20 protein-coding genes are annotated in these 26,798 nt (G+C 36.6%); 17 read left to right on the plus strand and 3 right to left on the minus strand.

Annotation, left to right across the window (positions count from 1 at the left end; translation table 11 throughout):
* Positions 1–147 precede the first annotated feature (147 nt).
* Entirely contained in the window at positions 148–1,479 is a 1,332-nt protein-coding gene (locus tag AsFPU1_RS14240) for a CmpA/NrtA family ABC transporter substrate-binding protein (protein WP_124975190.1), read from the minus strand.
* 307 nt (positions 1,480–1,786) lie between these two features.
* Here AsFPU1_RS14240 and AsFPU1_RS14245 point away from each other — a divergent pair, with 307 nt between their 5' ends.
* The 6 genes from AsFPU1_RS14245 to fdhD all read left to right on the plus strand — a co-directional run bounded on the left by AsFPU1_RS14245 (position 1,787) and on the right by fdhD (position 8,716).
* Entirely contained in the window at positions 1,787–2,842 is a 1,056-nt protein-coding gene (locus AsFPU1_RS14245) for a catalase family protein (RefSeq protein ID WP_124975188.1), read from the plus strand.
* A 373-nt stretch (positions 2,843–3,215) separates the two neighbouring features.
* Entirely contained in the window at positions 3,216–4,493 is a 1,278-nt protein-coding gene (gene iscB, locus AsFPU1_RS14250; protein WP_124975186.1) for an RNA-guided endonuclease IscB, read from the plus strand.
* Positions 4,494–4,952: 459 nt separating this feature from the next.
* Positions 4,953–7,181, plus strand: coding sequence for an FdhF/YdeP family oxidoreductase (locus tag AsFPU1_RS14255; protein ID WP_124975184.1), 2,229 nt, complete (start codon positions 4,953–4,955; stop codon positions 7,179–7,181).
* A gap of 33 nt (positions 7,182–7,214) precedes the next feature.
* Positions 7,215–7,556: a type II toxin-antitoxin system RelE/ParE family toxin gene (locus tag AsFPU1_RS14260; protein ID WP_124975182.1), complete on the plus strand. Its 342-nt coding sequence runs from the start codon at positions 7,215–7,217 to the stop codon at positions 7,554–7,556.
* Positions 7,531–7,848 (plus strand): helix-turn-helix domain-containing transcriptional regulator, encoded by a 318-nt coding sequence (locus AsFPU1_RS14265; protein WP_227873534.1) that lies wholly within the window; start codon positions 7,531–7,533, stop codon positions 7,846–7,848. The genes AsFPU1_RS14260 and AsFPU1_RS14265 overlap by 26 nt, the downstream gene beginning before the upstream one ends.
* Positions 7,849–7,882: 34 nt before the next feature.
* Positions 7,883–8,716, plus strand: a complete 834-nt coding sequence (fdhD, locus tag AsFPU1_RS14270; protein ID WP_124975180.1) for a formate dehydrogenase accessory sulfurtransferase FdhD — start codon at positions 7,883–7,885, stop codon at positions 8,714–8,716.
* Positions 8,717–8,728: 12 nt separating this feature from the next.
* Here the strand turns inward: fdhD and AsFPU1_RS14275 are convergent, their stop codons facing one another.
* Complete coding sequence (locus AsFPU1_RS14275) at positions 8,729–10,012, minus strand: serpin family protein (RefSeq protein WP_124975178.1); 1,284 nt, start codon at positions 10,010–10,012, stop codon at positions 8,729–8,731.
* A gap of 282 nt (positions 10,013–10,294) precedes the next feature.
* Between AsFPU1_RS14275 and AsFPU1_RS14280 the strand changes: the two genes are divergently transcribed.
* Both AsFPU1_RS14280 and AsFPU1_RS14285 read left to right on the plus strand, forming a co-directional pair.
* Entirely contained in the window at positions 10,295–10,933 is a 639-nt protein-coding gene (locus tag AsFPU1_RS14280; RefSeq protein WP_172957510.1) for a MotA/TolQ/ExbB proton channel family protein, read from the plus strand.
* A gap of 65 nt (positions 10,934–10,998) precedes the next feature.
* Positions 10,999–11,676 (plus strand): ExbD/TolR family protein, encoded by a 678-nt coding sequence (locus tag AsFPU1_RS14285; RefSeq protein WP_124975174.1) that lies wholly within the window; start codon positions 10,999–11,001, stop codon positions 11,674–11,676.
* Between the two features lie 116 nt (positions 11,677–11,792).
* On the opposite strand, the gene AsFPU1_RS14290 is transcribed toward AsFPU1_RS14285, so the two are convergent.
* Positions 11,793–12,185, minus strand: a complete 393-nt coding sequence (locus AsFPU1_RS14290) for a hypothetical protein (RefSeq protein ID WP_124975225.1) — start codon at positions 12,183–12,185, stop codon at positions 11,793–11,795.
* A 183-nt stretch (positions 12,186–12,368) separates the two neighbouring features.
* On the opposite strand from AsFPU1_RS14290, the gene AsFPU1_RS14295 reads away from it, so the two are divergent.
* From AsFPU1_RS14295 to AsFPU1_RS14335, 9 genes are all read left to right on the plus strand, one after another.
* Positions 12,369–13,532, plus strand: a complete 1,164-nt coding sequence (locus tag AsFPU1_RS14295) for an extracellular solute-binding protein (RefSeq protein WP_124975172.1) — start codon at positions 12,369–12,371, stop codon at positions 13,530–13,532.
* A gap of 10 nt (positions 13,533–13,542) precedes the next feature.
* Positions 13,543–13,773, plus strand: coding sequence for a membrane protein insertion efficiency factor YidD (yidD, locus tag AsFPU1_RS14300; protein WP_124975170.1), 231 nt, complete (start codon positions 13,543–13,545; stop codon positions 13,771–13,773).
* Between the two features lie 202 nt (positions 13,774–13,975).
* Positions 13,976–15,211 carry a GNAT family N-acetyltransferase gene (locus AsFPU1_RS14305; protein ID WP_124975168.1) on the plus strand — a complete coding sequence of 412 codons (1,236 nt, stop codon included), beginning with the start codon at positions 13,976–13,978 and terminating at the stop codon, positions 15,209–15,211.
* Positions 15,212–15,442: 231 nt separating this feature from the next.
* Positions 15,443–16,519, plus strand: coding sequence for a circadian clock protein LdpA (gene ldpA, locus AsFPU1_RS14310; protein WP_124975166.1), 1,077 nt, complete (start codon positions 15,443–15,445; stop codon positions 16,517–16,519).
* 108 nt (positions 16,520–16,627) lie between these two features.
* Complete coding sequence (locus AsFPU1_RS14315; RefSeq protein ID WP_124975223.1) at positions 16,628–18,355, plus strand: R3H domain-containing nucleic acid-binding protein; 1,728 nt, start codon at positions 16,628–16,630, stop codon at positions 18,353–18,355.
* Positions 18,356–19,291: 936 nt separating this feature from the next.
* Entirely contained in the window at positions 19,292–19,990 is a 699-nt protein-coding gene (locus AsFPU1_RS14320) for a TVP38/TMEM64 family protein (RefSeq protein WP_124975164.1), read from the plus strand.
* 363 nt (positions 19,991–20,353) lie between these two features.
* Complete coding sequence (locus tag AsFPU1_RS14325) at positions 20,354–20,902, plus strand: Uma2 family endonuclease (protein WP_124975162.1); 549 nt, start codon at positions 20,354–20,356, stop codon at positions 20,900–20,902.
* Between the two features lie 150 nt (positions 20,903–21,052).
* The gene (locus AsFPU1_RS14330; RefSeq protein WP_124975160.1) at positions 21,053–23,875 is read left to right on the plus strand and encodes a hybrid sensor histidine kinase/response regulator; all 2,823 of its coding nucleotides are present in this window, start codon (positions 21,053–21,055) and stop codon (positions 23,873–23,875) included.
* A complete protein-coding gene (locus AsFPU1_RS14335; protein WP_124975158.1) occupies positions 23,872–26,625 on the plus strand; it encodes an ATP-binding protein in 2,754 nt (917 codons plus the stop codon). The genes AsFPU1_RS14330 and AsFPU1_RS14335 overlap by 4 nt, the downstream gene beginning before the upstream one ends.
* The last annotated feature ends 173 nt before the right edge of the window (positions 26,626–26,798 follow it).

Raw genomic sequence — 26,798 nt, forward strand, 5'->3', positions numbered from 1 at the left:
AAAACAAGAGGTGATAGGAATGAATGAGTTAAGGATAAATTTAGGTTGGTTTTAACGATTATGAAACCCAATAAAACTCTTTAATGTGTTGGGTTTATTTCTCAAATATAGATGGGGTGATGCGTTGGGAACGCATCCTACCTTGAATTAAGCTTTCTTTATTTTGAGACTCTTGAGGTATGCGGTCGGATTTTCCGGGTCAAATTCTACCCCATCAAAGAAAGTTTCAACTCCTCTAGATGTGCTAATAGGAATTTCAGCAGCAGGCACTTTTAACGCTGTGGCCGCTTCCTTCCATAAATCCTCACGATTAACTTGATCAATTAAGGCTTTGGTATCAGTATCCGCCGGAATATAACCCCAACGCATATCTTCAATTAAGAACCATAAATCATGGCTTTTATAGGGATAAGACGCATTATCAGACCAGAATTTCATAGCTTGAGGGAAGTTTTCAACTTCTTTACCATTGCCAAAGTTAATGTTTCCTTGGGCCCGAGGTAAAATATCTTCTACAGGTACTTTAAACCACTTATCTTGAGAAACAATTTTACACATTTCTGCCTTATTTTCTGGCTTATCACACCATTGTTGTGCTTCTAAAACGGCCATTAATAAAGCTTTCGCTGCTTTGGGATTTTTATCAACCCAATCTTTACGCATTGTAAAAGCTTTTTCCGGGTGATCTTTCCATAATTCACCAGTTACTAAAGCAGAATAACCCGCTTTTTGATTGACTAATTGGGCATTCCAGGGTTCTCCTACACAAAAAGATTCCATATTGCCTACTTTCATGTTGGCCACCATCTGAGGAGGAGGAACCGGAATCACTGATACATCTTTATTGGGATCGATACCTCCTGCTGCTAACCAGTAGCGTAACCAGAGATCATGGGTTCCGCCAGGAAAAGTGACAGCGCATTTGAGTTCTTTACCGGAAGATTTGGCTTTAGTAAACGCTTGTTTGAGTCCTGCGCTATCTGTGCCAATTTTTAGGTCTTTATGAGTATTAGAGACTGAAATTCCCTGTCCATTGAGATTTAAACGGGCTAAAATGTACATGGGAACGGGTTGTTTCGTTTTCGTAATAGTTCCCAGGGTCATCATGTAAGGCATAGGGGACAGAATATGGGCCCCATCAATACCCCCTCCTTCCGACCCTAATTCTAGATTATCCCTAGTGACTGGCCAAGAAGCTTGTTTAAGCACTTCTACTCCCGTCATGCCATATTTATCAAAAAATCCCTTTTCTTTGGCAATAACTAGGGGTGCAGAGTCAGTTAAGGCGACAAAACCGAGTTTAGCTGTGGTAACTTCTGGGCCGTCTCCTGTTGCGGTGGTGGGTGAAGTTGTTGCGGTGGGAGAGGCCTGAGTTGTTGCCTGTTTGTCACCACCACTACTACATCCATGTAGAATCATTGTCCCTGCGGTGGTAGCCCCGGCGGTTAATATAAATTTACGTCTTGATAGTTTAGCCATATTTTAATGATAGTCTTCCTTAGAATAGATTCCCAACAGCTTTGTCTAGTTGCCATTTGACCCTTAACCAAGGCAGTTTTGGGGATGGTCTGAATTGCCTTTAAATGTAATTCGCTGATTATTTATAAAGCTTTCAAACAGGTAACTTTTGTAGTTTATGTAACAAAATCTTAATTTTTATGCGATTAAGTCTTAATTACTATGCGATTTCTGCATAATAAAAGTTTAAACCATAGTAAAGAAAGGATGATCTTATGAAAAAAGATGGTTTATTGTTTTAATAAGACTTTTTATTTGGTAGAAAAAGATGAACACACCTAATAATGATAGTCCATTAGGACAAGAGATAATTGAACCTCAAGAAGAAGTATCTATTGAAACCATTGCAAAAATGAGTGCTGATAATTTAAAGTCAGTCGATCATCCTCCTGCTTATCGTCAAGTACATTCTAAACCTCATGGTTGTGTTTGGGGTCAATTAATGGTTGATTTAGATATCCCTGAAAATCTCAAGCATGGTATCTTTAAACATCCTGATATTTTTGATGCTTGGATTCGATTTTCTAATGGAAATCCTCCGGATCAAAATGGTCAGTTTAAACCGGATACTGTAGGAGATATTCGAGGCATGGCTATTAAATTAGTCAATGTACCAGGAGAAAAAATACTTGATGATCCTAATCATGCTCATGAGCATGATTTTTTGTTAATGAGTAGCCCTATATTTTTCATTAAAAATGTAGAAGACTATATTACTTTCTTTCAAGTAGGTAATAAAGTTAGAGCAGGAGAAATAAACGTAAAAACTGGCGAAGTTCCTAATGATTTAAGGGCGGATTTTGATAAAGTGGCTTATGCTTTTAAGATTTTTGATGAAATTGGTGAAAGTCCAACTAATAGCCCTTTAGATAGACCTTATTGGAGTGCTACTCCTTATCAATTAGGTACTCATGTGATTAAAATGTTAGCAGAACCTCACCCCAATACTGAACCATTTAATCCCGAAAATGCGACCGATAAAGATAACTATCTTAAGGAAGCTATGAAAGCACATTTAAATAAAAAAGATGCTTATTTTGATTTAAAGGTTCAATTACAAACGAATCCTGAAACTATGCCTATTGAAGATCCAACTATTGAATGGAATGAGGTAGAATCCCCTTATATTAAGGTAGCTACCTTGAGAATTCCTCGTCAAGTATTTGATTTTCAAGCGAGAAACAAATTTAATGAAAATTTATCTTTTTCTCCTTGGCATTGTTTACCTGAACATCAACCATTAGGGGGAGTTAACCGAACTCGTAAAACTGTATATAAAGAACTATCAAAATTACGTCATGAACTCAATCAAATTAGTGAGTAAAGTATTAGATTGGGGTGATAAGTAAAGCTTATAATTTGTAGGGTGGGTTAGACGCGGCTATGATTTTGATAAAAAAACCATAACTTTTAAGGCGCGTCGTAACCCACCATCTTAAATATTATAGCGGCTGTCAACAACCCACCGTTAATCGGAGTACCGATGTAACGGGGGCTTGAAATATAGCCTAAGTTGACCAGACTAAGTATCTAGTATACTACGTTATTTTTGTCACGACACCTTGCGGATGCGAAGCTAGTCCCCTGCTCTGTCATTAGTAATTAAACATCTTTAAAGGGTTAAGGAAGTGTTACTAATTTAAAAAGCTTAAATAACATTGTCGAAGCTAACTTTACCCAGTAATGGAGAGGCAGTAATGTCAAATTATGTGTTAGTAATTGATTCAAACAAACAACCATTAAACCCTTGTCATCCGTCAGTAGCCAGAAAACTATTAAAAAGTAAAAATGCAGCAATATTTAGACAATATCCTTTTACTATTGTCTTAAAAAAAGAAATTCTCGATGTTGTAATTGAACCAATAGAAATTAAAATAGATCCTGGTTCTCAAACAACTGGTATTGCTTTAGTTCAAGGGGATAAAGTTATATTTGGTGCTGAACTTTCTCATCGTGGTTCAACTATTAAAGATAGTTTAGAATCAAGGAGATCATTACGTCGCGGTCGTCGTAGTCGTAAAACTCGTTATCGTCAAGCTAGATTTCTTAATAGAAAAAAACCTTCATGTTGGTTAGCTCCTTCCTTACAACATAGAGTAGATACTACTTTAACTTGGATTAAAAAACTAATTAAGTTCGCTCCTATTGTTGGTATTTCTCAAGAATTGGTAAGATTTGACTTACAACAATTAGAAAATCCTGAAATATCAGGAGTAGAATATCAACAAGGTGAATTAGTTGGTTACGAGGTAAGAGAGTATTTATTAAACAAATGGGACAGAAAATGTTCTTATTGTTCAATAGAAAATGTCCCTTTACAAGTTGAACACATTCATCCTAAAGCCAAAGGAGGTACAAATAGAATAAGTAATTTATGTTTAGCTTGTGAATCATGTAATCTCAAAAAAGGAACTAAAGATATTAATGTATTTTTAGCTAAAAAACCTGATGTTTTAAAGCGTATTTTATCACAAGCGAAACGTCCCTTAAAAGATGCTGCTGCTGTTAATTCTACCAGATGGACATTATTTAATGCTTTAAAAAACACAGGTTTACCCATAACTACAGGATCAGGAGGTAAAACTAAATTTAATAGAACACGATTAAATTTACCAAAACAACACTGGATTGATGCAGCTTGTGTAGGAATAGTTGATACTTTAAAAGTGTTAACTAATAAACCATTATTAATTAAAGCAACAGGTCATGGAACTAGACAATCTTGCAGAACCGATAAATATGGTTTTCCTTCTAGATATGTTCCTAGATTCAAATTCATTAAAGGTTTTCAAACAGGAGATATCGTAAAAGCTGTTGTAACTAAAGGTAAAAAAATAGGGACTTATGTTGGTCGTGTTGCTGTCCGATCAATAGGTAGTTTTAATATATCTAGTCCTAATGGATTAATCCAAGGTATTAGTTATAAAAACTGTACGCATATTCACAAAAAGGATGGTTATTCTTATGCGACATAGACCTTGCCCCTCATTTCCTCTCATCGCTAATCGGAGTACCGATGTAGCGAGAGTCTCCATGAGGGCGGAAAGATGATTTTGATGAAAAACCCATAACTTTTAAGGCGCGTCGTAACCCACCAGCTTAAGTATTATAGGTGATTATACATTTTATACCAAGATATCGGGAGAGCCTGCAGGGCTATTTCATTCTCTAAAAAGCCCTAACCCTAAAGGGTTGGGCTATATGAACGAAGCCTGCCTACGCAGGCTCAACTATTAATAATTCTTATGGAAATGGGATAAATCATGTTAGTATTATGATAGAGTAATGAAGATTAAGGTTCATTTTAAGTCATGAAAATTCTTTCACTTCGACAGAAAGTATTATCAATAGTGATGATAAAATTAATCCTTGATTTTATCAGTTTTTCAGTTAAAATTAGATCAAGGTAAACTAGAAAATCTTAATTATTTCCCATGTTAAACAAACCTAAAAAAGTTTGGAATCCATCAAACTGGGCCAGTTGGAAACCCTTCGGGTTAGGAAAACAATATCCTAATAATTATTGGGAATTGTTGCGGGCAATATGGGAAAATAAAGATCAATTACCCTATGCCTGGGACATTCTTAATCAAGGAGTTTGTGACGGCTGCGCTTTGGGAACTACTGGCATGAAAGATTGGACAGTAGAAGGGTTGCATCTATGTAACGTCCGTTTGCGGTTATTGCGTCTCAATACTATGGCCGCCTTTGACCCTGCAAATTTAGCTGATATTAGTCAATTACGCGCTAAAAATAGCCGTGAACTCAAAGAAATGGGCAGACTTCCTGTTCCTATGCGACGGGATAAGGGGGATAAAGGTTTTCGTCCTATTAGTTGGGAAGAAGCGTTAGACTGTATTGCTAGTCATATTCGCGCTACAATGCCCGATCGCACCAGTTATTATCTTACCAGTCGAGGAACGGTTAATGAGACTTATTATGTGACCCAAAAAGCAGTTCGGGCCATGGGAACAAATAATATTGATAATGCGGCCCGTATTTGTCATTCTCCGAGTACCACTGGACTTAAAAGTAGTTTAGGAGTTGCGGCCACTACTTGTTCTTATAAAGATTGGATAGGGACTGATTTATTAATATTTATTGGTTCTAATGTAGCAAATAATCAACCCGTTACGGTTAAATATCTTCATTGGGCAAAAAAAGCAGGAACCCGCATTGTTATGATTAATAGTTATCGAGAACCTGGAATGGAAAGATATTGGGTTCCGTCCATTCCTGAAAGTGCTTTATTTGGCACAAAATTTGCCGAGGATTGTTTTTTGGTAAATGTGGGAGGAGACATGGCTTTTCTTAATGGAACCCTGAAACATTTGCTAGAAAATAACTGGGTAGATAACAACTTTATTGATAATAATACCACAGGATTTGAGAATCTTAAGAATACTATTAATAGTCAATCTTGGGAGAAATTAGAACAACTTTCAGGGTCTACTAAAGAGCAAATGTATGAGTTTGCTATCATGATTAAAGATGCTCAAAAAGCTGTTTTTGTCTGGAGTATGGGCATTACTCAACATCCTTGGGGTGAAGATAATGTTAGGGCTATTATTAACTTAGCATTAACGAAAGGATTTGTCGGTCGAGAAGGTTGTGGATTAATGCCTATTCGTGGTCATTCTGGGGTACAAGGAGGGGCAGAAATGGGCTGTTATGCCACAGCTTTTCCTGGAGGAAAAGAGATTAATTCTGAAAATGCTGACTATTTAAGTCAAGTTTGGGGGTTTGATGTTCCCACCAGTAAAGGGTTAATTACTTCAGAAATGATCGACGCAGCAGCAGAAAATAAATTGGATGTTTTATTCTCGGTTGGAGGTAATTTCTTAGATGTTTTACCTGATCCAAATTATGTTAAAAATGCATTAAAACAGGTTCCATTAAGGGTTCATATGGATATCCTTTGTTCTCCTCAAATGTTATTAGAACCCCAAAAAACTGTAATTTTATTACCCGCAATGACTCGTTATGAAATTCCCGGAGGGGTAACAGAAACTAATACAGAAAGACGGGTTATTTTTAGTCCTGAAATTCCTGGGCCTCGTATTGAGAATGCCCGATGTGAATGGGAGGTTTTCTTAGACTTAGCGAGACGGGTTAAACCTGAAATTCCTGATCAATTATTCTTTAATAATACCACAGAAATTCGTCAAGAAATTGCTCAACTTATTCCCAATTATGCAGGAATTCAACATCTAAAAGAAGCAGGAGATCAGTTTCAATATGGGGGTTCTCATTTATGTTTTGGTTGGCATTTTCCCACAGAGGATAAAAAAGCTAAGTTTACTGCTTTATTGCCCCCAGAAACTCAATTACCCGATGGTTATTTTGTGGTAACAACAAGACGAGGTAAGCAATTTAATAGTATGATACAAGAGCGAAAAGATGCCATTACAGGGGCAATGAGAGAAGCCATTTTAATGAGTTCTATTGATGCAGAAAAATTGGGTTTAAAAGACGGCGATCGCGTATTATTAAAAAATGAATCAGGAGAATATGAAGGAACAGTTTATACGGCTGCTATCCTACCCGGAAACTTACAAATTCATTGGCCAGAAGGTAATATTTTATTAGATAAAAAAGCGCGATCGCCTGTTGCGGGTATTCCTAATTATAATGGAATTGTTCAGTTAGAAAAGATTCCCTAATCTTAAAAAATATGTCTACCCTAAAAATAGCTAATGGAAGCACAAGCAAAAGAAATTCGACTTTATATTACATCAGAGGGAAAAATTCCTTTTACCGACTGGTTAGAAGCCTTACCTGATCAACAAGCAAGAGGTAAAATTAAGGCAAGACTAAAGCGAGTTACTTTAGGAAATCTAGGAGATTACAAAACAGTAGGTTTAGGAGTATGTGAACTTAGAATTAATTATGGTTCAGGTTATCGAATATATTTTAGAATAATAGGAAGCACAATTATCCTTCTTTTGTGTGGTGGAGATAAAAGCACCCAGACTAAAGATATTAACACAGCCCAACAATATTGGAGAGATTATGACAAGCGTACAAATATCAGCTAGTGACAGCTATCAAGACTATTTAATTACATCTCTGAAAGTTCCAGAAGAAGCGGCCGGATATTTAGATGCTATTTTAGAAGAAGAAAACCCAGAACCAAATTTATTATTATCAGCTTTAGAAGATGTAGCTATAGCATTGGGTGAGGTAAAACTATCTTCAGAAAAGTCTAAATTACATCAACAAAAATTAAAAGATTTTTTACACAAACAAGAAATTGAAGTTGTTTATGAGTTGAGTAGTTGGCTTAAAGTATTAGGATTAAAATTGACAGTAAAAGTTAGTGAAGATTAGATGAGCAATCTTATAAATTATGTCTTTATTAATCATGAAAAATATACCAAAAAGTCAAAGTAAATCTAAAGTTTGGGTAGTAGAAAATGGTCAAATAAGATCACGTACTGATTTTTTGGTAACAGAAGAACCCTTAGAAATTCGTTTAGTTTCTCCTGCTCAAACTGTCGCAGTTACTATGCGAACACCAGGGGCAGATTTTGACTTAGTAGCAGGATTTTTGTATAGTGAAGGTGTAATAATTTGTCAAGAAGATATTCAACAGATGAGTTATTGTGTTGACTCAGATATAGAGGCAGAACAAAACTACAATATTATTAAAGTTGAACTCAGAGAAGAACTAAAGCCAAATTTACCGTCATTAGAACGACATTTTTTTACCTCTAGTGCTTGTGGTGTTTGTGGAAAAACTAGCCTTGAAAGTTTAAAGATAAAGGGATGTATACCAGTTAATACTAATATTAAAATTACTTCAGAATTAATTCTACAACTGCCGACAAAACTTAAAGAAGCTCAAAATATTTTTACAAAAACAGGAGGGTTACACGCTGCCGCATTATTTGATATTGAAGGAAACTTATTAAAATTACGAGAAGATGTGGGACGACACAATGCTTTAGATAAATTAATTGGTTCTGCTATTTTAAGTAAAGAAATGCCTCTAAATAATTGTATTGTGATGGTGAGTGGACGCTCTAGCTTTGAAATCTTACAAAAGTGTATTATGGCTAAGATTCCTCTGTTATGTGCTGTGTCTGCACCGAGTAGTTTAGCCGTGACTTTAGCCCAAGAATTTAAAGTAACATTAATTGGATTTTTACGAGAAAATCGTTTTAATATTTATACAGAAGCAGAGCGAATTATCTGAAAACTTAAGAGTTTATTGAGGTTCAATAATTGATCCTATTAATAAAATAGTATCTGTTTTATTGTCTCGAATAGCAGAGATAAAGGGGCGATTTAAAACCATACTAAATTGATTTTTAGCAGAAAATAGAGGTTTTAATTTCAGATCAAGGGGATTAAATGAAGGAGAATTTGTGCCTGTTTCATTCATTTTTAATAAGGTTTTATGTTTAATTCCATCAATATAAGCAGGACGAGAACTTAAAGCAGAAAAATTAGCATCTGACTGTTTAAATATGGTTGATACTCCTAAAGATTTTAACGTATTTTTTAGATCAACTTCATATTCAATATGAAAACGGGGTATTTGGACTAAACCTGTTTTTTTACTAAACTTATTTAACCATTTACTCCAGTTATTAACAGTTAATTGACCAATTATATCTTTGATAGTTTTATTGGGTTTAGGAAGAAACAGATACAAACTAAACCGTCCATCACCATAGGGAATATTAACAGTTTGAAAAACTGAATTTTCCCAATATTTATATTGGCCTTGACGAGACATAAAAGGATAAATTTTCTGATGGCCATTAGATAAATTAAACGGTTGATCAGTAGTCAAATTTTTGTCAAAATTAACCTGCCAATCCCCTTGAAAAGAAACAGCATTGATTAAAAATAAAGTATCATCATGACTCAGCTTATTCATAATATTCTGAATTTTGCCCTGAGTTTTATCTTGAACCCAACGATTAATAATCCCAAGAGATTCAGAACTGGTAAAATTCAAATTAGTAATCTTAGTATCATAGTATTTTTGATTATCCTTAAGAAACTGATAACGAAAAGAAAACCCTTGTTTAGCCCAAACTGAATTAGCCATCACTAATTCAACTTTATTATGATTAGTATTAATTTCTTTAAGTAAAGTTTGATTAGATTGATTTAAAGCATCAATATCTACCCCTTCAACGTCCAAAAGTGAGGCGATTTCTTGCTGAGTATTGCCCCTAGAACCATTGTAGAGAAGGGACACAGACAAGGCTATACTACTAGGAGAAATAAAAATATTTTCTCCCCCCCTAACTTTAGTTAAGGTCGAAAAGAGCTTAAAGCCAAATTCCGTCTGAGTATTCACCAATTGTCCCTGATTGAGAGATTTTTTGGGAAATAACACAGTAGGAGAAACTTCCTGGACAGCTTGAGCGTCTGGTAATATACTCAGAACGCGAGTCTTTGATAGGGGGAAAAACAAAGTCAACGAAAACAGACAAAGAAAGCCCATAGTTGCGGTTATAGCTTGTTGATTTCTCATCACCCTCACTCCTATTGATTAAACAGGTATGTTGACCAATGCTTAGAGAAAATACTCTAAAGCCTTGTCTGCGTTACCATTTGAGCAACGGTCAGTTTTTTTGTAGCCATTTGGGAGTTAACATGCTCCTTCTCAGAGGATATACTTGATCCCTCAATATAAACCCTTAGAATTGTGAATAAATGATTATATCTATCAACGAAATGCCTAGCTCAAGGCAAGCAAAGGAGGTAAGCTAAGACGGTGAACATCGCAGTAATTATGCAAAAGGGTGGGGTAGCCATGTGGCCCCTACTATTTCTCTCGGTATTATCATTAAGTACCATTATTGAGCGTTTTTGGTTCTGGGGCAGATTTTTACTGAAACAAGGGCAGATTATCAGCCGAATTATGGATGCAGCCGCCCGTAATTGGGATTTAGCTCCAAAAATCGCTAAAGAATATAGTAATCATCCCCTGGGTAATTATCTTTATTCTCCTTTACGTTTAGTGAATGCAGATCCAGAGGTGTTTCATTTAGCTTTAGAATCAGCCGCAGATGATGAATTAGCCCTCATGCGACGGGGAGACAAGGTATTAGAAGCGGTAATTGCCCTCTCTCCTTTGTTAGGATTATTGGGAACCGTATTAGGATTAATTACCTCCCTGAGTGATATTCAACTAAGTGATTTGGGAACATCTTCGACAGCAGGTGTGACCCTAGGAATTTCGGAAGCACTGATCTCAACAGCCGCAGGATTAATTGTAGCTATCATTAGTTTGGCTTTTTACCGTGTCTTTCAATCTCTTTGGTTTAACCAAGTTAGAGTATTTCGTAAAACGGGTAACGAATTAGAGCTAATTTATCGTCAACGGTGGCTCGAAGAAGAAGATTATCCCCCAGCAAATCCGGTGAATCAGGACTTTAAATACGATGAATAAAGAATTAAACTTTACTCAGAACGACTAACTATTACTTTCGTAATCTTGAGGGATTAAAGGTGGCCATGACACAGACAACAATAAAAAAAAGATTACCTCGTAAAACCAGATCTCAAATTCATGTTCGTCCCTTAAAATTGGGACAGGGTATACCCGTCGAACAAGAGGTACGCATTGAAATTGTTCCGTTAATAGACGTTATTTTTTGTATTTTGACCTTCTTTATCTTAGGGGCAGTAGGTCTATCCCGTCAGCAAGCCATGGAATTAGAACTACCTAAAGCAGGTAGTGGTTCCCCCCAAATGCGGGAAATGTTGGTGGTGAGTCTTGATGATTTTAGTCAAGTTTATGTCGAAAAACAACTGGTAAACCGCAATCAGTTATTTGATGCCATAAAAAACTATCACCAATTTAATCCTAATGGTGTAATGGTGCTTCATGCTTCGAGAAATGCCAGTTATAACGACGTGATTCAAGTCCTTGATATGCTTAAACAAGTTGGGGGCGATCGCGTGGCTTTAGCGACATTACCCGGCGAATCTAACCCTGGAAACAACTGGAGTAATCCTACAGCAAATCCCTTACCATCAGAGAGTGGTTTACCTGGAACTGTTCCCAATGGTTTCCCTCAGACTATACCATCCAACCAATCTCAAGGATTTGGTACTATACCCACTACCCCGCCTAATTCGACCCTACCTGGTGTTCCTACTACACCTCCAAGCACACCACCGACTAATTAAGTGACACTCCTCCCGACGCTCACCGCAAGCGGGACAGCGCGGGCTTCCCTACCTCACAGTAGGACGTTACTGTTGGCTGGCTTTTTTGTCAATTTTCTTAGATAGTTTTGATGAGGTTAGAAAGTGCGACGACGAGCGAGTAATTGCTCTTCTAAGGCAGCAATTCGATTATAGGCGGCGGTTAGTTGCGCAGTAAGTCGCCGTACTTGAATATCTGTGGTTAGAATCACTTCTCCCTCTGTCGTAACTAGGGTATCGCTGGCCCGATCATCGACTAGAATGTCTTTATGTTCCATCACCGACTTCAAATGTCCATGAGTGGGTAAGGCAGTAGGCTTCGGTAAAGCATTCTGATGAGACATGGTTGCCACAGAATATCTTCGGTTAGTCATCATCGGGTCATATTGTCCACTTGACCCTACTATCTGTTTAGTAAGCTGCTCAACAATATGATGGAGTTGATCTACTTTATGATTGATCTCATTAATTTGGTGCTGTAGTCCATCCATAGGATTGCCCATCATTGAAAACTTTTATATCTTTTATCCTAAAAGGAAGTGAGAAGATAGGTTACAGAATGCTGATTGATTTAACGATTACTTCACTACTCTTCATTAAATGATAAAGTTCTACTCTTTTTGTTAAGCTTTTTTATAAAGAAGTTAACCGTCAATTTTGATACAATAATATTCATGTTTAACCGTCGTTCTTTTCTTCTTAGTCTAGGAACAATTGCACTAAATCAACTATTATCGGGGTGTGGCGATAGTGAGAATGGATTAGATATCTTATTGCTTAAAGGTTCAATTCCGCCTCAGCTTTTAAGACTATTCCGTCAACAACTCTCGAAGACACAAACCCTATCCCTGAAACCTCTAGCAAACTTAAAAGAGTTATTTAAACTTCTAGAAACTTGGCATGATAAAGATGCTCAAAATTCAGGTTTTTTGCCTTATCTTCCTTTAGTTAATCCTCAACCCCCTCCTGTTAGTGATTTACTGACTTTAGGTGATAGTTGGTTAACTCAAGCAATTCAAGGGCAATTAATTCAACCGTTTGAGATAAGTGAAATTCCTGGTTGGGAAAAATTACCACCCCGTTGGCAGGCTTTAGTTAGACGAGATAATAAGGGAAAAATTGCAGATGATGGACAAATTTGGGGTGTTCCTTATCGTTGGGGAACGACATTAATTGTTTATGATGAAAATCAGTTTCAAAAGTTAGGATGGACTCCTACAGATTGGTCAGATTTATGGCGCGAAGAATTACGAGATCGCCTTGCTATAATTGATCAACCTAGAGAAGTAATTGGCTTAACTTTAAAAAAATTAGGACAGTCTTATAATACTCCTAATTTAAGAGATATTTCTGAGTTAAAATCTCAACTATTCGCCTTACAAAGACAGGTTAAATATTATAGTAATAAACACTATTTACAACCTTTACTTGTAGAAGATGTTTGGTTAAGTGTCGGATGGTCAACTGATATTCTTCCTTTACTTGCTAATAATCGGAATCTTAAAGCGGTGATTCCCCAATCAGGAACTGCTATTTGGTCAGACTTATGGGTAAAACCTAGCCTGAAAACTAAAGAATCTCAATTATCTGATGTAGCTAAAAAATGGATTGAGTTTTGCTGGCAAACTAAATCGGTTAATTTAATTAGTCTATTTACTGATGGTACTTCACCAATGATTTATCAGACCCCAGAAAAAGATATAGAAAAAGAAATTAAAAATAATCCGCTTCTTTTTATTAATCAAGAAATTAGCAAAAAATCAGAGTTTCTTTATCCTTTATCAAAAGAAAGTCAACAGCAATATGAAAACCTTTGGAAAGAGATGAGAAATAGTTAAAAATATCACCATGAAAACTTTATTTATTTGGCTAATTAAGGGATATAGAAACTTAATTTCTCCACTATTTCCTCCTAGTTGTCGTTTTCAACCTACTTGCTCTCAATATACCCTAGAAGCTATTGAAAGATTTGGAGTAGTTAAAGGTAGTTGGTTAGGAATTAAACGTATTTTACGCTGTCATCCCTTTCATCCAGGGGGTTATGACCCTGTTCCTCCTTTAAATCGGGATAAATTATGAATTATGTTGCTAAACCTTAGTTGTTATTATTATAGAAGCCATAAAAATAAAAAAATAGGGGTGAACGGCCGTTGACCCCTACAACTGGGTTGGCTGTACATAAAACTTGTGCCACCTTAAATGTTCACAAAGGGGCCTTTTACAAGAAACCGACAAAAATGGTTAAGATAGACAATAGGCGACCCAATCTCCACTGCGATTCATGAAAGTATCTTCTGATAATTACCCTAAGTCTCTGATTCGTCCCGTGCAGTATCGGGATCTTGACTGGTTGGAAGCCCTTACCAGTGATTCTGCTCAATCCCAACAAAACTCCGTTTCTGTCTCATTTCAAGAGCAATTACAACAGGTTAGACGTTGGTTTGGACTGCTGAAGTTTCTCAGTTGGTTTCCTAATCTGTTTCAGGATCATTTTCGCGTCTATGTAGCTGAATTACCGAAATCTTCCCCAGAAGTTAACTTAAAGGGGTTTATCCAGATTTCGCCTTTTAATACGGGGCGTAGTACCTGGCGTGTAGAACGGGTTATCATAGCTGATGGAGAAGGAGAACCGGAATTATTGACTAATCCTAAAGGCATCGGTTCTCAATTATTACGCCATTGTCTAGAAAAGATCTGGGAAGCCAGAACTTGGGTATTAGAAGTTAATATTAATGAAAAAAATACCCTTGCATTGTATCGTCAAAATGGGTTTCAACCTTTGGCCCAATTAACTTATTGGTTTTTAGAACCAGAATTATTACAACAACTGGCCCAACATAATTCAGATTTATCCAATTTATTACCTGTTAGTAATGCTGATGCTCATCTACTTTATCAGTTAGATTGTGTGTCTATGCCCCCATTATTACGGCAAGTTTTTGATCGCAACCCCCAAGATTTTAGGACTCGTTTTTTAACTGGGTTTTTTTCAAAATGGCAAGAGTGGTTTAATCAACGAGAAGTGGCCGAGGGATATGTATTTGAACCCCAACGTAAAGCAGCGATCGGCTATTTTAAATTAATCCTATCTAAAGATGGTTCACAAGCTCATCAAGCTCAATTAACTGTTCATCCTGCTTATACTTGGCTTTATCCTAAGTTACTGGCTCAGATGGCTCAAATTGTCCAAAAATTTCCTAATCCAAGTTTAGAATTAGTGTCATCAGATTATCAACATGAACGAGAAGAATATCTAGAAAAATTAGGAGCAAAACCTATAGAACATTCTTTGTTGATGTCTCGTTCTGTTTGGCATAAACTCAAAGAAGTGAAACCAGAAGGACTGCATTTATCAGAAATGTTCCAAGGGTTACAAGCAGTTCCTCGAACTCCTATTCCTAGTCGTATGGCCTGGCTAAAAACACCCTTAAACCCTTCAGAAAAAAACACTAAACCGAATAATCAAAAAGAGCAAAATTCTTCTCTAGAACCTTCAGAAAACCCTGATCACGAGTAAGGAAAATTAATGAACTGTTAACCCAAACGACTGAGCAAATACACTCAAAATGTTTTTGAAGCTCTGTTGTTATGTAAAATCAGTTTTAGGGAACAATAACAGTAAATTGATTGAGATGATCTAGAGTATGAAAGCTTCAGAAACCAGTAATTTCGTTATAGAAATACAGAAAATTAACTAACAACTAGAAAAAATACCCACAATTGATACACAAACCGTTAGCATAGAGAGGTGAGCGATCTATTTTATCCGTTGCGATCTCTAAAAGCGGGAAACTGGTTTAAATTAATCTGTGGCGCAAGTTTTCAAGACTTGCCAGCCATTCGCACTCTCACCCTTATTTATACTTTAGCGGGTGTTGATTGCATCGATGTTGCTGCTGATACGGCCGTCATTAATTCGGCTAAAGAAGGGATAAAAATAGCCCAAGGTTTGGGAAATATTGCCAAAAAGAAAGGCTATCAGGGCATAAATAACCCCTGGCTAATGGTAAGTTTAAATGACGGGGAAGACCCCCATTTTCGCAAAGCTTACTTTAATGCTCAAATTTGTCCCCCAGACTGTCCCCGTCCCTGCGAAACCATTTGTCCTGCCCAAGCGATCAACTTATTTGGGGTCATCGATCAGCGTTGTTATGGATGTGGTCGCTGTTTACCTGTCTGTCCCCATAATTTAATTCAGACGCGATCGCATATTATCACCCCAAATCAGATTATTCCCCTTATTGAACCGATGGGAGTAGATGCCCTCGAAATTCATACCCAAGTGGGTCGAGAAGCCCAATTTAAGCAGTTGTGGCAAGCGATCGCCCCTTGGGTGGATCAGTTAAAACTGATTGCCATTAGCTGTCCCGATGGAGAATCATTAATTGATTATCTCCACACTCTTTATGAGGTAATGTCTCCCTTGCCCTGCCCTTTGCTATGGCAAACAGACGGTCGCCCCATGAGTGGAGATATCGGCAAAGGAACTACCCATGCTGCCATAAAACTCGCCCAAAAAGTCCTTAATTCTAGTTTACCAGGATTGGTGCAATTAGCAGGAGGAACTAATCATCATACTGTTCCTAAATTAAGAGAATTAGGATTATTAAAGGAGGCAAGAGATAAAAGAATAGAAAATGATACCTTTGTAGTAGGGGTTGCTTATGGCAGTTATGCCCGTTCTTTATTGTCTCCCATTTTAGAAACATTAGAAATGACCTCAATGTCTTCAAATACAACTCATCAGTTAGAAAATTATCCTGATTTACTCTGGCAAGCGGTAGCTACTGCTTATGAATTAGTTTCTCAGATTAAATCCTTTTAAACAATAAACAAAGGAAAGCTTTCAACCTTGAATTGTTAATTGTTAACCTCATCCATACCTTTATCAGATTCAGAACCTTTAATGCCAAATAATACCCTTTCTCAACGGATGCAAATTACCGATGATATCGGTAAACTTCTTGCTATTTTACCGCCAGATATTCGTCAGCAAATTGAGCAACATCCTAAACAAGATCGCTTAATTGAAGTTGTTATGGATTTGGGAAGATTACCAGAAGCGCGGTTTCCTGATGAAGCGGTTTATTTAGGAAATACACCCATTTCCCCCGAAGATTTACAACATTGTATTGAACGAGTCGGCAGTTTTAGTGGGGATAACCGGGCCGGAATTGAACGAACTTTACACCGTATTAGTGCCATTCGTAACCGCACAGGTATTATTATCGGATTAACCTGTCGTATGGGACGGGCCGTTTTTGGTACCATCAGCATGATTCGGGATTTAGTAGAAACGGGTCAATCCTTACTGCTTTTGGGTCGTCCTGGAGTGGGTAAAACGACGGCCTTGCGAGAAATTGCCAGGGTATTAGCAGATGATTTTAATAAGCGGGTGGTCATTATTGACACCTCTAACGAAATTGCCGGAGATGGAGATATTCCTCATCCGGCCATTGGTCGGGCCCGACGGATGCAGGTTTCCCGTCCTGAATTACAACATCAGGTAATGATCGAGGCTGTGGAAAATCATATGCCAGAAGTGATCGTTATTGATGAAATTGGTACAGAATTAGAGGCATTAGCGGCCCGAACTATTGCAGAACGAGGAGTACAATTAGTAGGGACGGCCCACGGCAACCGCATTGATAATTTGATTAAAAATCCGACTTTATCCGACTTAGTAGGAGGAATTCAAGCGGTAACGTTAGGGGATGAGGAGGCCCGACGACGGGGTTCTCAGAAGACCGTATTAGAACGGAAGGCCCCCCCAACTTTTGAAATTGCCATCGAAATGTTAGAACGTCAGCGTTGGGTGATTCATGAAAATGTGTCCCACACGGTTGATATGTTGTTACGGGGTGTAGAACCTAACCCACAAGTCAGAACGGTTGATGAGAACGCAGAACTGACTATTACCCAAGAAAAGTTAGACAAACCTCCCAGTTATGGGTTAACTGGTACGGTCGGTTTAGAAAGTGTCCCTCGGCCCACGGGATTACGCGCATCAGGACGCATGACTCCTCTTGCACCGATGGGGCTAAATCAAGGGGGATTCTCTAGTGATTTTGAGCGTCTTTTGGATGAGTCTTGGTGTCAACCGGAAGGGGAAGGGGAAAGCGAAAAAATACGCATTCCTGGCCCTAATGGGGAGGATTTCCCTGTTTATGTCTATCCCTATGGTATCGGGCGATCGCAGCTTGAACAGGTGATTGATGTTCTTAATTTACCTGTTGTTCTAACGAAAGATCTCAGTAATGCGGATGTGGTGTTGGCCTTGCGTTCCCATCTGAAAAATGAGTCTAAGTTACGTCAGATTGCCAGGGTTCGTCAAATTCCTGTACATGGGGTAAAATCTAACACTATTCCCCAAATTACTCGTACTTTGCGGCGATTATTAGGGATGGATGAGGTCAAAATCCCTGAGACGGCTGATTTACGGTTGTTTACTCGTGGGGGTAATGATGATGAGTTGGAAGCTTTGGAAGAAGCGCGACTGGCAGTAGAACAGATTGTATTACCAAAAGGGCAACCTGTGGAGTTATTACCGCGATCGCCGCAAGTGCGAAAAATGCAGCATGAATTAGTAGAACATTATCGGTTACAGTCTGATAGTTTTGGGGAGGAACCTAACCGTAGATTACGGATTTATCCGGCTTAATAAGATACTTTGTCGGGGCGGGTTTATCTAATATATTTATTAGAATCATGTAATTTTGTTAATAACCCGCCCTTGTATGCGAACCCATTAATAAAATGTTTTTTGTTTAAGTAATGTTAACGATATCAGATAAATAGTTAGTAACATCAAGAATTGTTTTTAAATGTGTCAGAGACAGTTTTGGTAACTGATTTTGAATTTGTTTCCGAATTTATTGCATTTGCTCTGTTTTACTTGTATAAGTTATTTTGTTATTCATACAATTTCTATTTTGAAAAATTAGGTATCATTAAAATAATTGGTTCTACCGGACAAGTTATGGTAAATTATTACAAATGATAGACCTTTGATAGACCTTAACTCGCTCAGAATTAAGCTATACAAACAAAGGTTGCCTACGCAACCGAGAATTTAGTCCGCGTAGGCGGACTTAGTCTTTATAGGATCAGACATAAGGTCTGTCATTAATTATTAATTTAGCATAGTAAGTCCGATAGAACCAAATAATTGAGAATTATAATAGCATATTTTGTCAAAAATGACAACATTAATCACGAACTGTAGAGTTCAATGACGGGCAAAATGCCCATTCCACAAAAAACATAAAAATTAACCTAAATATTTAAAAATAAGCATAATCACTAATAGCCTAAATCACTCTTTTGGGGGAATAATAAAAAGATAAACCATGATACTTTTAAGAAGAGTATATAAGTAAAGCTCATAATTCGTAGAGTGGGTTAGACGCGGCTATGATTTTGATGAAAAACTAATAAGTTTTAAGGCGCGTCGTAACCCACCATCTTAAGTATTGTAGGCTTATTATACATTTTATACCAAGATCGGGAGAGCCTATATTACGTCCCACACGATACTTTATTGAGTCGCAAACTACTGTAAATTTAGATACGGACTGGGTTATTTTTGGGAGGAACAATGAAAACAACTCACAAATATCGATTTTATGTCCAACGTAAATATCAAATATTTATTATATTTTTTCTGCTGACTTTACTAATTATTTGGTGGGGACATAATAGTTTTAACTCTCATTTATTTACCTCAGAAGGATTACACAATATTCTCACTAAATCAGGTTGGCTTGCCCCTTTTATTTATATCATTTTTTTAGTTATTTCTGTGGTCATTTCTCAAATTCCTGCTATTCCATTAGTGATGGCTGCTGGAATGGTTTGGAATCCTCCCCTTGCTACTATATATAGTGTAATTGGGGGATTTTTAGGAGGATTATTAGCCTATTATTTAGGTCGTACTTTAGGAAGAAATGGAATTAAAGCATTGACAGGAAAAATGTTTTATATTTCTAAAGACAGAGGAGAAATTTATCTCGGTTTTCTAATTTTTATGACTCGACTAATTCCTTTATTTTCTTTTGATTTAATTAGTTATGCTTCTGGTTTTGCTGGAATTTCTTTGCCTATTTATGCAATTAGTACTTTATTCGGCATGATTCCACCTACATTTTTATTAACTTATATGGGGTCTAGTTTAACCTTAGATTTTTATCAGAAATTGAATATTATGAGCTTTTTATTATTAAGTACCTTAATATTTGCTTGGTTGATTCATCGCTATAATTTTTTAGGTTTAAAAAATTTAATTCATGTTGAATAATATCTAATACTAATTTTTTATAAACGTAGGTTGGGTTGAGGCACGAAACCCAAAACTAAAATCTTATTGTAGGGGTCAACGGCCGTTGACCCCTACGTTTTATATCTAAAGAGTTATTCCTAAAAACGTAATAATTTGAGGGAATATTCTCGTACAAGCTGTGGCTAATTTAGTGGCAGGTTCTAATCCTTTAGCAAGAGTTTCTAATAAATTAACGGCTCGGGTTTTTTACATAAATCAATGATTCTCAGCAAAAAACTAGATAAACCCGCCGGAGGCTGTGCAATTAATTTTGCTTCGGTACTTAAATATCCAATAGTAATTGGGTAAAATTAGCATATAGTTAATGTTGAGCTTAATAATATGGTTTCGGCAACTTACAAATGGTCGATAGATAAATGGCACGAATTGGTGAAATCTGGAGTGCTAGAAGGGCAAAAGGTGGAGTTATTAGAAGGAGATATCGTTGAGATGAGTCCAGAGGGTGTCGAACATAGCTTTACTAACGAGAGCATAGTTATTTATCTACGAAACAAGCTATCTCGATTAGCTCATGTTAGAGAATCTCATCCTATCACTTTAGATAATTCTGAACCCGAACCCGATATTGCTATTGTTAGATTGCCTTTAGCTATTTATCGTACCCATCATCCTTATGCAGAAGATATTTATTGGTTAATTGAGGTGTCCCAAGGAACACTCAAGAAAGATTTAGAACAGAAAGTTACTACTTATGCTCGTAATAGAATCTCTGAATATTGGGTAATCGATCTAAAAAATAAGAAGTTAATTATTCATACTCAGCCGAATAAAGATAAATACTTGCAAATAGTTGAATATAAATCGGGAATAGTAATGCCTCAAGCTTTTGCCAATATCGAGATCGAGATCGATAATTTATTGTTGTATTAATTGTTGCCAATTCAGGTGTTATTGATTTGCGCCATGCTGTAATACCGCCAGCTAAAACAAAGGTATGTACTCCTTAATAATCCTTTCTTCCGTACTTATGTTGAAAAGGAATAATAAGCTATAATATTTTACTAGTGGATTAGGTTTTCGATGAAAGAGTCTAAATTGATCGAATCGTCAGAAAAGCCAAAGATTCAGAAGGCGAAAGGATTAAATGCAATTTCTTTACGCTTAGTCTTAATCTTGCCCTTTGTCCTGCAAATTGTTGGTGCAGTAGGATTAGTAGGCTATCTTTCCTTCAAAAACGGACAGCAAGAAGTGAATAATTTAGCTGGTCAACTGCGAAGAACTCACACAAAACAAATTTCCTATTATCTTAGCAACTACTTATCCGTCCCCCAAGAAATTAATCAGATTAATCAGGAAATAATTACATCAGGCTTGCTAAAGTTAGATGACTTTGAACGAATGGGACATTTATTTTGGCAGCAGGTACAGACATACGAAGTAGGTTATATTGACTTTGCTAATGAAGAGAAAGAATTTCTTGGCGTTGAGCGATTTGATAATGGTCAGATATTACTCCACGAAGAACAGAAAAATACAAACAGAAAAAGCTTTAAGTATAAGATTGACAATCATGGTAATCGAAAATATCTGGGAACAACTGACGTTATTGAAGATATCCGTAAAGAGGGTTGGTATGCCGATGCTGTTAAGGCTGGACACCCTATTTGGACACAGATTTATCAATGGGACGACAAGCCAGTATTATCGATTTCCTCAAGCTACCCAATCTACGACAAAAATAAAAATCTATTAGGTGTGATTGGGGTTGACCTAGTTCTTTCTCAAATTAACGATTTTTTGAGGACAATTTCAATTAGTCCTTCAAGTTGTATCTTCATTTTAGAGAGAAATGGATTAGTTGTGGCTAGTTCTAGTGAGGTTCCTTTTTCTGAGGTTGTTGATGGTAAAGTTAATCGACTGAGTGCGTCAGGAAGTTCAGATATACTTATAAAATATAGCACTGAATTTTTGCAAAAAAAGTTTGGTGATTTGTCCAAAATAGAGCAAAGCCATCAATTAGATTTTTTTCTACCTAATAGTAATGAACGTTATTTTTTGCAAGTCACACCCTGGAAAGATAAATATGGATTGAATTGGCTAGTGATAGTAGTCGTACCTGAGTCAGATTTTATGGGACAGATTAATGCCAATAGACAAATAACCATCATCCTCTGTGTTTTAGCCCTAATAATAGCCATTATTCTCGGATTAATTACCTCCTCTTGGATTACTCAACCCATTCGACGTTTGAGTCAAGCATCTGTTGCTATTGCTCAAGGAAATTTGAACCAAAAAGTAGAAGTTAAAGGCATCATTGAACTAGCTATTTTATCCCATTCTTTCAATGAGATGGCCCAACAATTACAAGCCTCCTTTGCTAATTTAGCTAGTACCAATCAACAACTAGATCAAACTAATGCAGAATTAGAGAAAATCAATCAAGAATTAGAAATTAGAGTAGAAGAAAGAACTGCTGAATTAAAAGAAGCCAAAACTCTTGCCGAATCAGCTAATCGTGCTAAAAGCAAATTTATTGCTAACATGAGTCACGAACTTCGCACTCCCCTTAACGCCATCCTTGGTTTTAGCCAACTGCTGGACCGTGAAACCTCTCTAACCCAACAACAACAAGGGAATATTCGCATTATTAATCGCAGTGGCCAACACTTATTATCCCTCATTAATGATGTATTAGATTTAGCCAAAATTGAGTCAGGAAAAATGACTCTTTATGGTACTGATTTCGATTTATACGATTTATTAGACCTCATCCATGAAATGTTAGCATTGAAAGCAACATCTAAAGGGTTACAGTTAATTATTGAACGTGATAACAATCTACCCAAATATATCAACACAGATGAGAAAAAATTGCGTCAAGTTTTGCTTAATTTATTAGGGAATGCTATTAAATTTACCCATCAAGGCACTGTAACCCTAAGAGTAGGATTAGGAGACAAAGCTAACCATATTAACTTTGAAGTGGAAGATACCGGCGCAGGTATTGCGCCTGAAGATATAGACAGTTTATTTAAACCTTTTGTCCAAACAGAAATAGGCAAACAATCTCAACACGGAACAGGTTTAGGCTTGCCAATTAGTAAGAAATTTATTGAACTTATGGGCGGGAAAATTACGTTTAGTTCTCAAGTTAACCAAGGAACTATCTTTCGCTTTAGTATCGAATTTAAATTAAGTGAATATCGTAAAATAAAAGAACAAAAATCCCTTCAAAGAGTCATTGCACTAGCACCAAATCAACCAGAATATCGAATTTTAGTCGTAGATGATTATTGGGAAAATCGTCAAGTATTATTAAAATTACTACAACCAATTGGTTTTACTGTCCGAGAAGCTTGTAATGGACAAGAAGCTGTAGACATTTGGCAAGAATGGCAACCCAATCTTATTTGGATGGATATGAGGATGCCAGTAATGAATGGTTATGAAGCAACTCAACAGATTAGATCCCATCTTCAAGGACAAGCCACAGCCATTCTAGCGTTAACTGCTAGCACTTTAGAAGAAGACAAAGCCGTTGTCCTTTCGGCAGGTTGTGATGATTTTATTCGTAAACCTTTTCAGGAAGAAGTCATTTTTAAGAAGATGACGCAATATTTGGGAGTTCGTTATCTCTATGAAGATATTCACCCAGAGGATATCTCAAAAGCTGTTAACATTGATAAGTTAACCGCCGAAGCTTTAAGGATTATGCCTGATGAATGGTTAGAGGAACTTGCTGAAGCCGCTGCTTTAATTAATAATCAACTTATTACTCAATTACTCTCTCAAATATCTGAAGAACATCAAAGTTTAGCCCAAGCTATTCACATAGAAGTTGATAATTTTGATTTTGAACGTCTTATGAACCTTGCACAAAATGCTATAAACAATGGACAATGAATAATAACTTTAAAAGGTTTCCTCTACGCTTAATTTTGATATTGCCTTTTGTTCTTCAAATTTTTGGTGCGGTGGGATTGGTAGGTTATCTTTCTTTTAGAAGTGGACGACAATCAGTAGTTGAGTTGATTAATCCATTGGAAGAAGAAATTGCCAGCCGTGTTGAGAAAGAAACAATTAATTTCTTAAGGACACCCCATTTAGTTAACCAAGTTTTGCTCTCTAGTATCTATAGTGGTAATCTGAATCTAGAAGACAAGCCAGCCTTAGAAAAATTATTTTTTACTCAAATTAAATCTCATGGAATTGTTTCATATCTTTTTTATCTAGACAATTTTGGCAATTTTACCGGAGTTCAACAACTTGATAATGGTCAATTTATTAATAAAATTAAAGATAAATCCACAGGTAAAAATAGAAATATCTACGAACTTGATGAGCAAGGTCGTCGCGTTAAACTAATTAAAAGTACAGAATTTGATAGCAAGGAATATTTTTCATTCCCTCACTCTAAAGACACAAAAATCAAAAAAATAGACCAATCAACTTGGAGCAAAGTTTCTCTATCTTCTAGTGTATTGGCTTTGGAAATTAAAGCTCTTACGCCAGTATACAGTAAGATAGGTAAATTACAAGGTGTATTAGGAGTCGAACTTTTTCTATCTCAAATTAGTCAGTTTCTCCGCAAGCTCAAAGTCAGTGAGTCTGGACAATATTTTATTTTAGAACGTTCTGGGGAAATGATTGCAAGTTCAAGTTTAGAGTACCCTTACATTGAAAAAAATAATAGACAATTTCGACTGCTGGCGACAAAAAGCCACGATCCTTTGACTCAGGCAACAGCAAAACATCTATTACAAAAGTTTGGAGATTTTAATCAAATTACGTCCGGTCAACGCTTCACTTTTGAACTTAATGGCCAACGGCAACTTGTTTATGTGCAACCACTAAAAGATCCTGGAGGAATAGATTGGTTAACGATTGTTGTTATTCCCGAATCTGATTTCATGGCCCAAATAAATGCTAATACCCAAACAACTATCATCCTCTGTATTTTAGCATTAATAGTCGCCATTATTCTAGGCTTAATGACCTCTCGTTGGATTACTAAACCAATTGTGCGTCTGAGTAAAGCCTCAGTTGATATTGCTCAAGGAGATTTGAACCAACAAGTAGAAATACAAGGTATTATCGAACTAGAAGTTCTATCCGACTCTTTTAATGAGATGGCGCAACAACTGCAAGCGTCGTTCAATAATTTAGCTCGTACTAATCAACAACTAGATCTTATCAATCAAGAATTAGAAACCAGAGTAGAACAAAGGACAAATGAGCTAAAACAAGCTAAAGAATTAGCAGAGTCAGCCAACCGTGCTAAAAGCGAATTTCTGGCTAATATCAGTCATGAACTGCGGACTCCCCTTAACTCCATCCTCGGTTTTAGCCAACTGATGAACCGTGAAACATCTCTGACAAAACCGCAACAAGAGAATATTGATATCATCAATCGTAGTGGTGAACACTTATTATCTCTGATTAATGACGTACTAGATTTAGCCAAAATTGATTCAGGAAAAATGACTTTCTACCCCAGAGATTTCGATTTTTATGATTTATTAGACCTAATCATAAAAATGTTAGCCCTCAAAGCTAAATCTAAGGGGTTACAGCTTATTTTTGAACGTAGCAACGAATTACCTCGATATATCAATACTGATGAGAAAAAACTGCGTCAAGTTCTGATTAATTTACTAAGTAATGCCATCAAATTTACTGCATCTGGTAGAGTAACTTTACGAGTAGAATTAGGAGAGAAAGCTAACAATATTAACTTTGAAGTAGAAGATACAGGTGCAGGCATTGCACCCGACGAGATAGAAAGTTTATTTGAACCTTTTGTGCAAACAGAAATAGGCAAAAAATCCCAAAAAGGAACAGGTTTAGGCTTACCTATTAGCAAAAAATTTATTGAACTGATGGGAGGGAAAATTAAGGTTAGTTCAGTATTAGGCAAAGGCAGTATCTTTCAATTCACAATTCAATCTAATTTGAGTGATACTACTCAAATTAAAACACACCAAGCAACTTCAAGAGTCATTAGACTCGAACCTAACCAACAAGAATATCGAATTTTAGTAGCAGATGATCGCACTGAAAACCGACAACTATTATTACAATTATTACAACCAATTGGTTTTTCCCTCAAAGAAGCCAGCAATGGACAAGAAGCTGTAGAAATTTGGCAACAATGGCAACCCCATCTAATTTGGATGGACATGAGAATGCCTGTGATGAACGGTTATGAAGCGACTCAAAATATTAAATCCCATCTCCAAGGACAAGCAACGGCAATTATTGCTTTAACCGCTAGTACCTTTGAAGAAGAAAAAGTATGTGTTCTTGCGGCTGGTTGTGATGATTTTGTCCGTAAACCTTTTTCAGAAGAAGTCATTTTTCAGAAGATAGAACAATACTTGGGGGTACGCTATGTCTATGAAAGTATTGAGGCTGGAGATAATTTTGAATTAGCTAGTATTGAGGAATTAACCGTTGAAGCTTTAAGGATAATGCCTGATGAATGGCTAAGGGAACTTGCCGAAGCTGCTGCCCTTATTAATAATCAACTAATTGCCCAATTATTGTCTCAAATACCTAAAGAAAATCAAAGTTTAGCCCAAGCTATTCACAAAGAAGTCGATGATTTTGATTTTGAGCATATTCTTAACCTGGCTCAAGAAGCTATTAAGTGATAATTGATTATGAAATCATGTTGAGTTGTTGATCTAGATCACCATCACAGAGAATATAATCAAGATATAATTGGTAATTGGTGATGAGTTTATAACTCCTTAATCGGGAAAACATCAAAAGAAGGCGTTGCTGATTGATGGTATGATTTTTAGTTCGCGCAAAGACGTAAAGA

Source organism: Aphanothece sacrum FPU1, assembly GCF_003864295.1.
GTDB classification, from domain to species: domain Bacteria; phylum Cyanobacteriota; class Cyanobacteriia; order Cyanobacteriales; family Microcystaceae; genus Aphanothece_B; species Aphanothece_B sacrum.

Coding starts and splice junctions, on each gene's coding strand:
- AsFPU1_RS14330 (WP_124975160.1), top strand. CDS start 21,053: ATGAAAGAGTCTAAATTGATCGAATCGTCAGAAAAGCCAAAGATTCAG.
- AsFPU1_RS14275 (WP_124975178.1), bottom strand. CDS start 10,012: ATGAGAAATCAACAAGCTATAACCGCAACTATGGGCTTTCTTTGTCTG.
- AsFPU1_RS14285 (WP_124975174.1), top strand. CDS start 10,999: ATGACACAGACAACAATAAAAAAAAGATTACCTCGTAAAACCAGATCT.
- yidD (WP_124975170.1), top strand. CDS start 13,543: ATGAAAACTTTATTTATTTGGCTAATTAAGGGATATAGAAACTTAATT.
- iscB (WP_124975186.1), top strand. CDS start 3,216: ATGTCAAATTATGTGTTAGTAATTGATTCAAACAAACAACCATTAAAC.
- AsFPU1_RS14335 (WP_124975158.1), top strand. CDS start 23,872: ATGAATAATAACTTTAAAAGGTTTCCTCTACGCTTAATTTTGATATTG.
- AsFPU1_RS14265 (WP_227873534.1), top strand. CDS start 7,531: ATGACAAGCGTACAAATATCAGCTAGTGACAGCTATCAAGACTATTTA.
- AsFPU1_RS14315 (WP_124975223.1), top strand. CDS start 16,628: ATGCAAATTACCGATGATATCGGTAAACTTCTTGCTATTTTACCGCCA.
- AsFPU1_RS14280 (WP_172957510.1), top strand. CDS start 10,295: ATGTGGCCCCTACTATTTCTCTCGGTATTATCATTAAGTACCATTATT.
- AsFPU1_RS14325 (WP_124975162.1), top strand. CDS start 20,354: ATGGTTTCGGCAACTTACAAATGGTCGATAGATAAATGGCACGAATTG.
- AsFPU1_RS14255 (WP_124975184.1), top strand. CDS start 4,953: ATGTTAAACAAACCTAAAAAAGTTTGGAATCCATCAAACTGGGCCAGT.
- AsFPU1_RS14290 (WP_124975225.1), bottom strand. CDS start 12,185: ATGGATGGACTACAGCACCAAATTAATGAGATCAATCATAAAGTAGAT.
- AsFPU1_RS14240 (WP_124975190.1), bottom strand. CDS start 1,479: ATGGCTAAACTATCAAGACGTAAATTTATATTAACCGCCGGGGCTACC.
- AsFPU1_RS14245 (WP_124975188.1), top strand. CDS start 1,787: ATGAACACACCTAATAATGATAGTCCATTAGGACAAGAGATAATTGAA.
- AsFPU1_RS14260 (WP_124975182.1), top strand. CDS start 7,215: ATGGAAGCACAAGCAAAAGAAATTCGACTTTATATTACATCAGAGGGA.
- AsFPU1_RS14305 (WP_124975168.1), top strand. CDS start 13,976: ATGAAAGTATCTTCTGATAATTACCCTAAGTCTCTGATTCGTCCCGTG.
- fdhD (WP_124975180.1), top strand. CDS start 7,883: ATGAAAAATATACCAAAAAGTCAAAGTAAATCTAAAGTTTGGGTAGTA.
- AsFPU1_RS14295 (WP_124975172.1), top strand. CDS start 12,369: ATGTTTAACCGTCGTTCTTTTCTTCTTAGTCTAGGAACAATTGCACTA.
- AsFPU1_RS14320 (WP_124975164.1), top strand. CDS start 19,292: ATGAAAACAACTCACAAATATCGATTTTATGTCCAACGTAAATATCAA.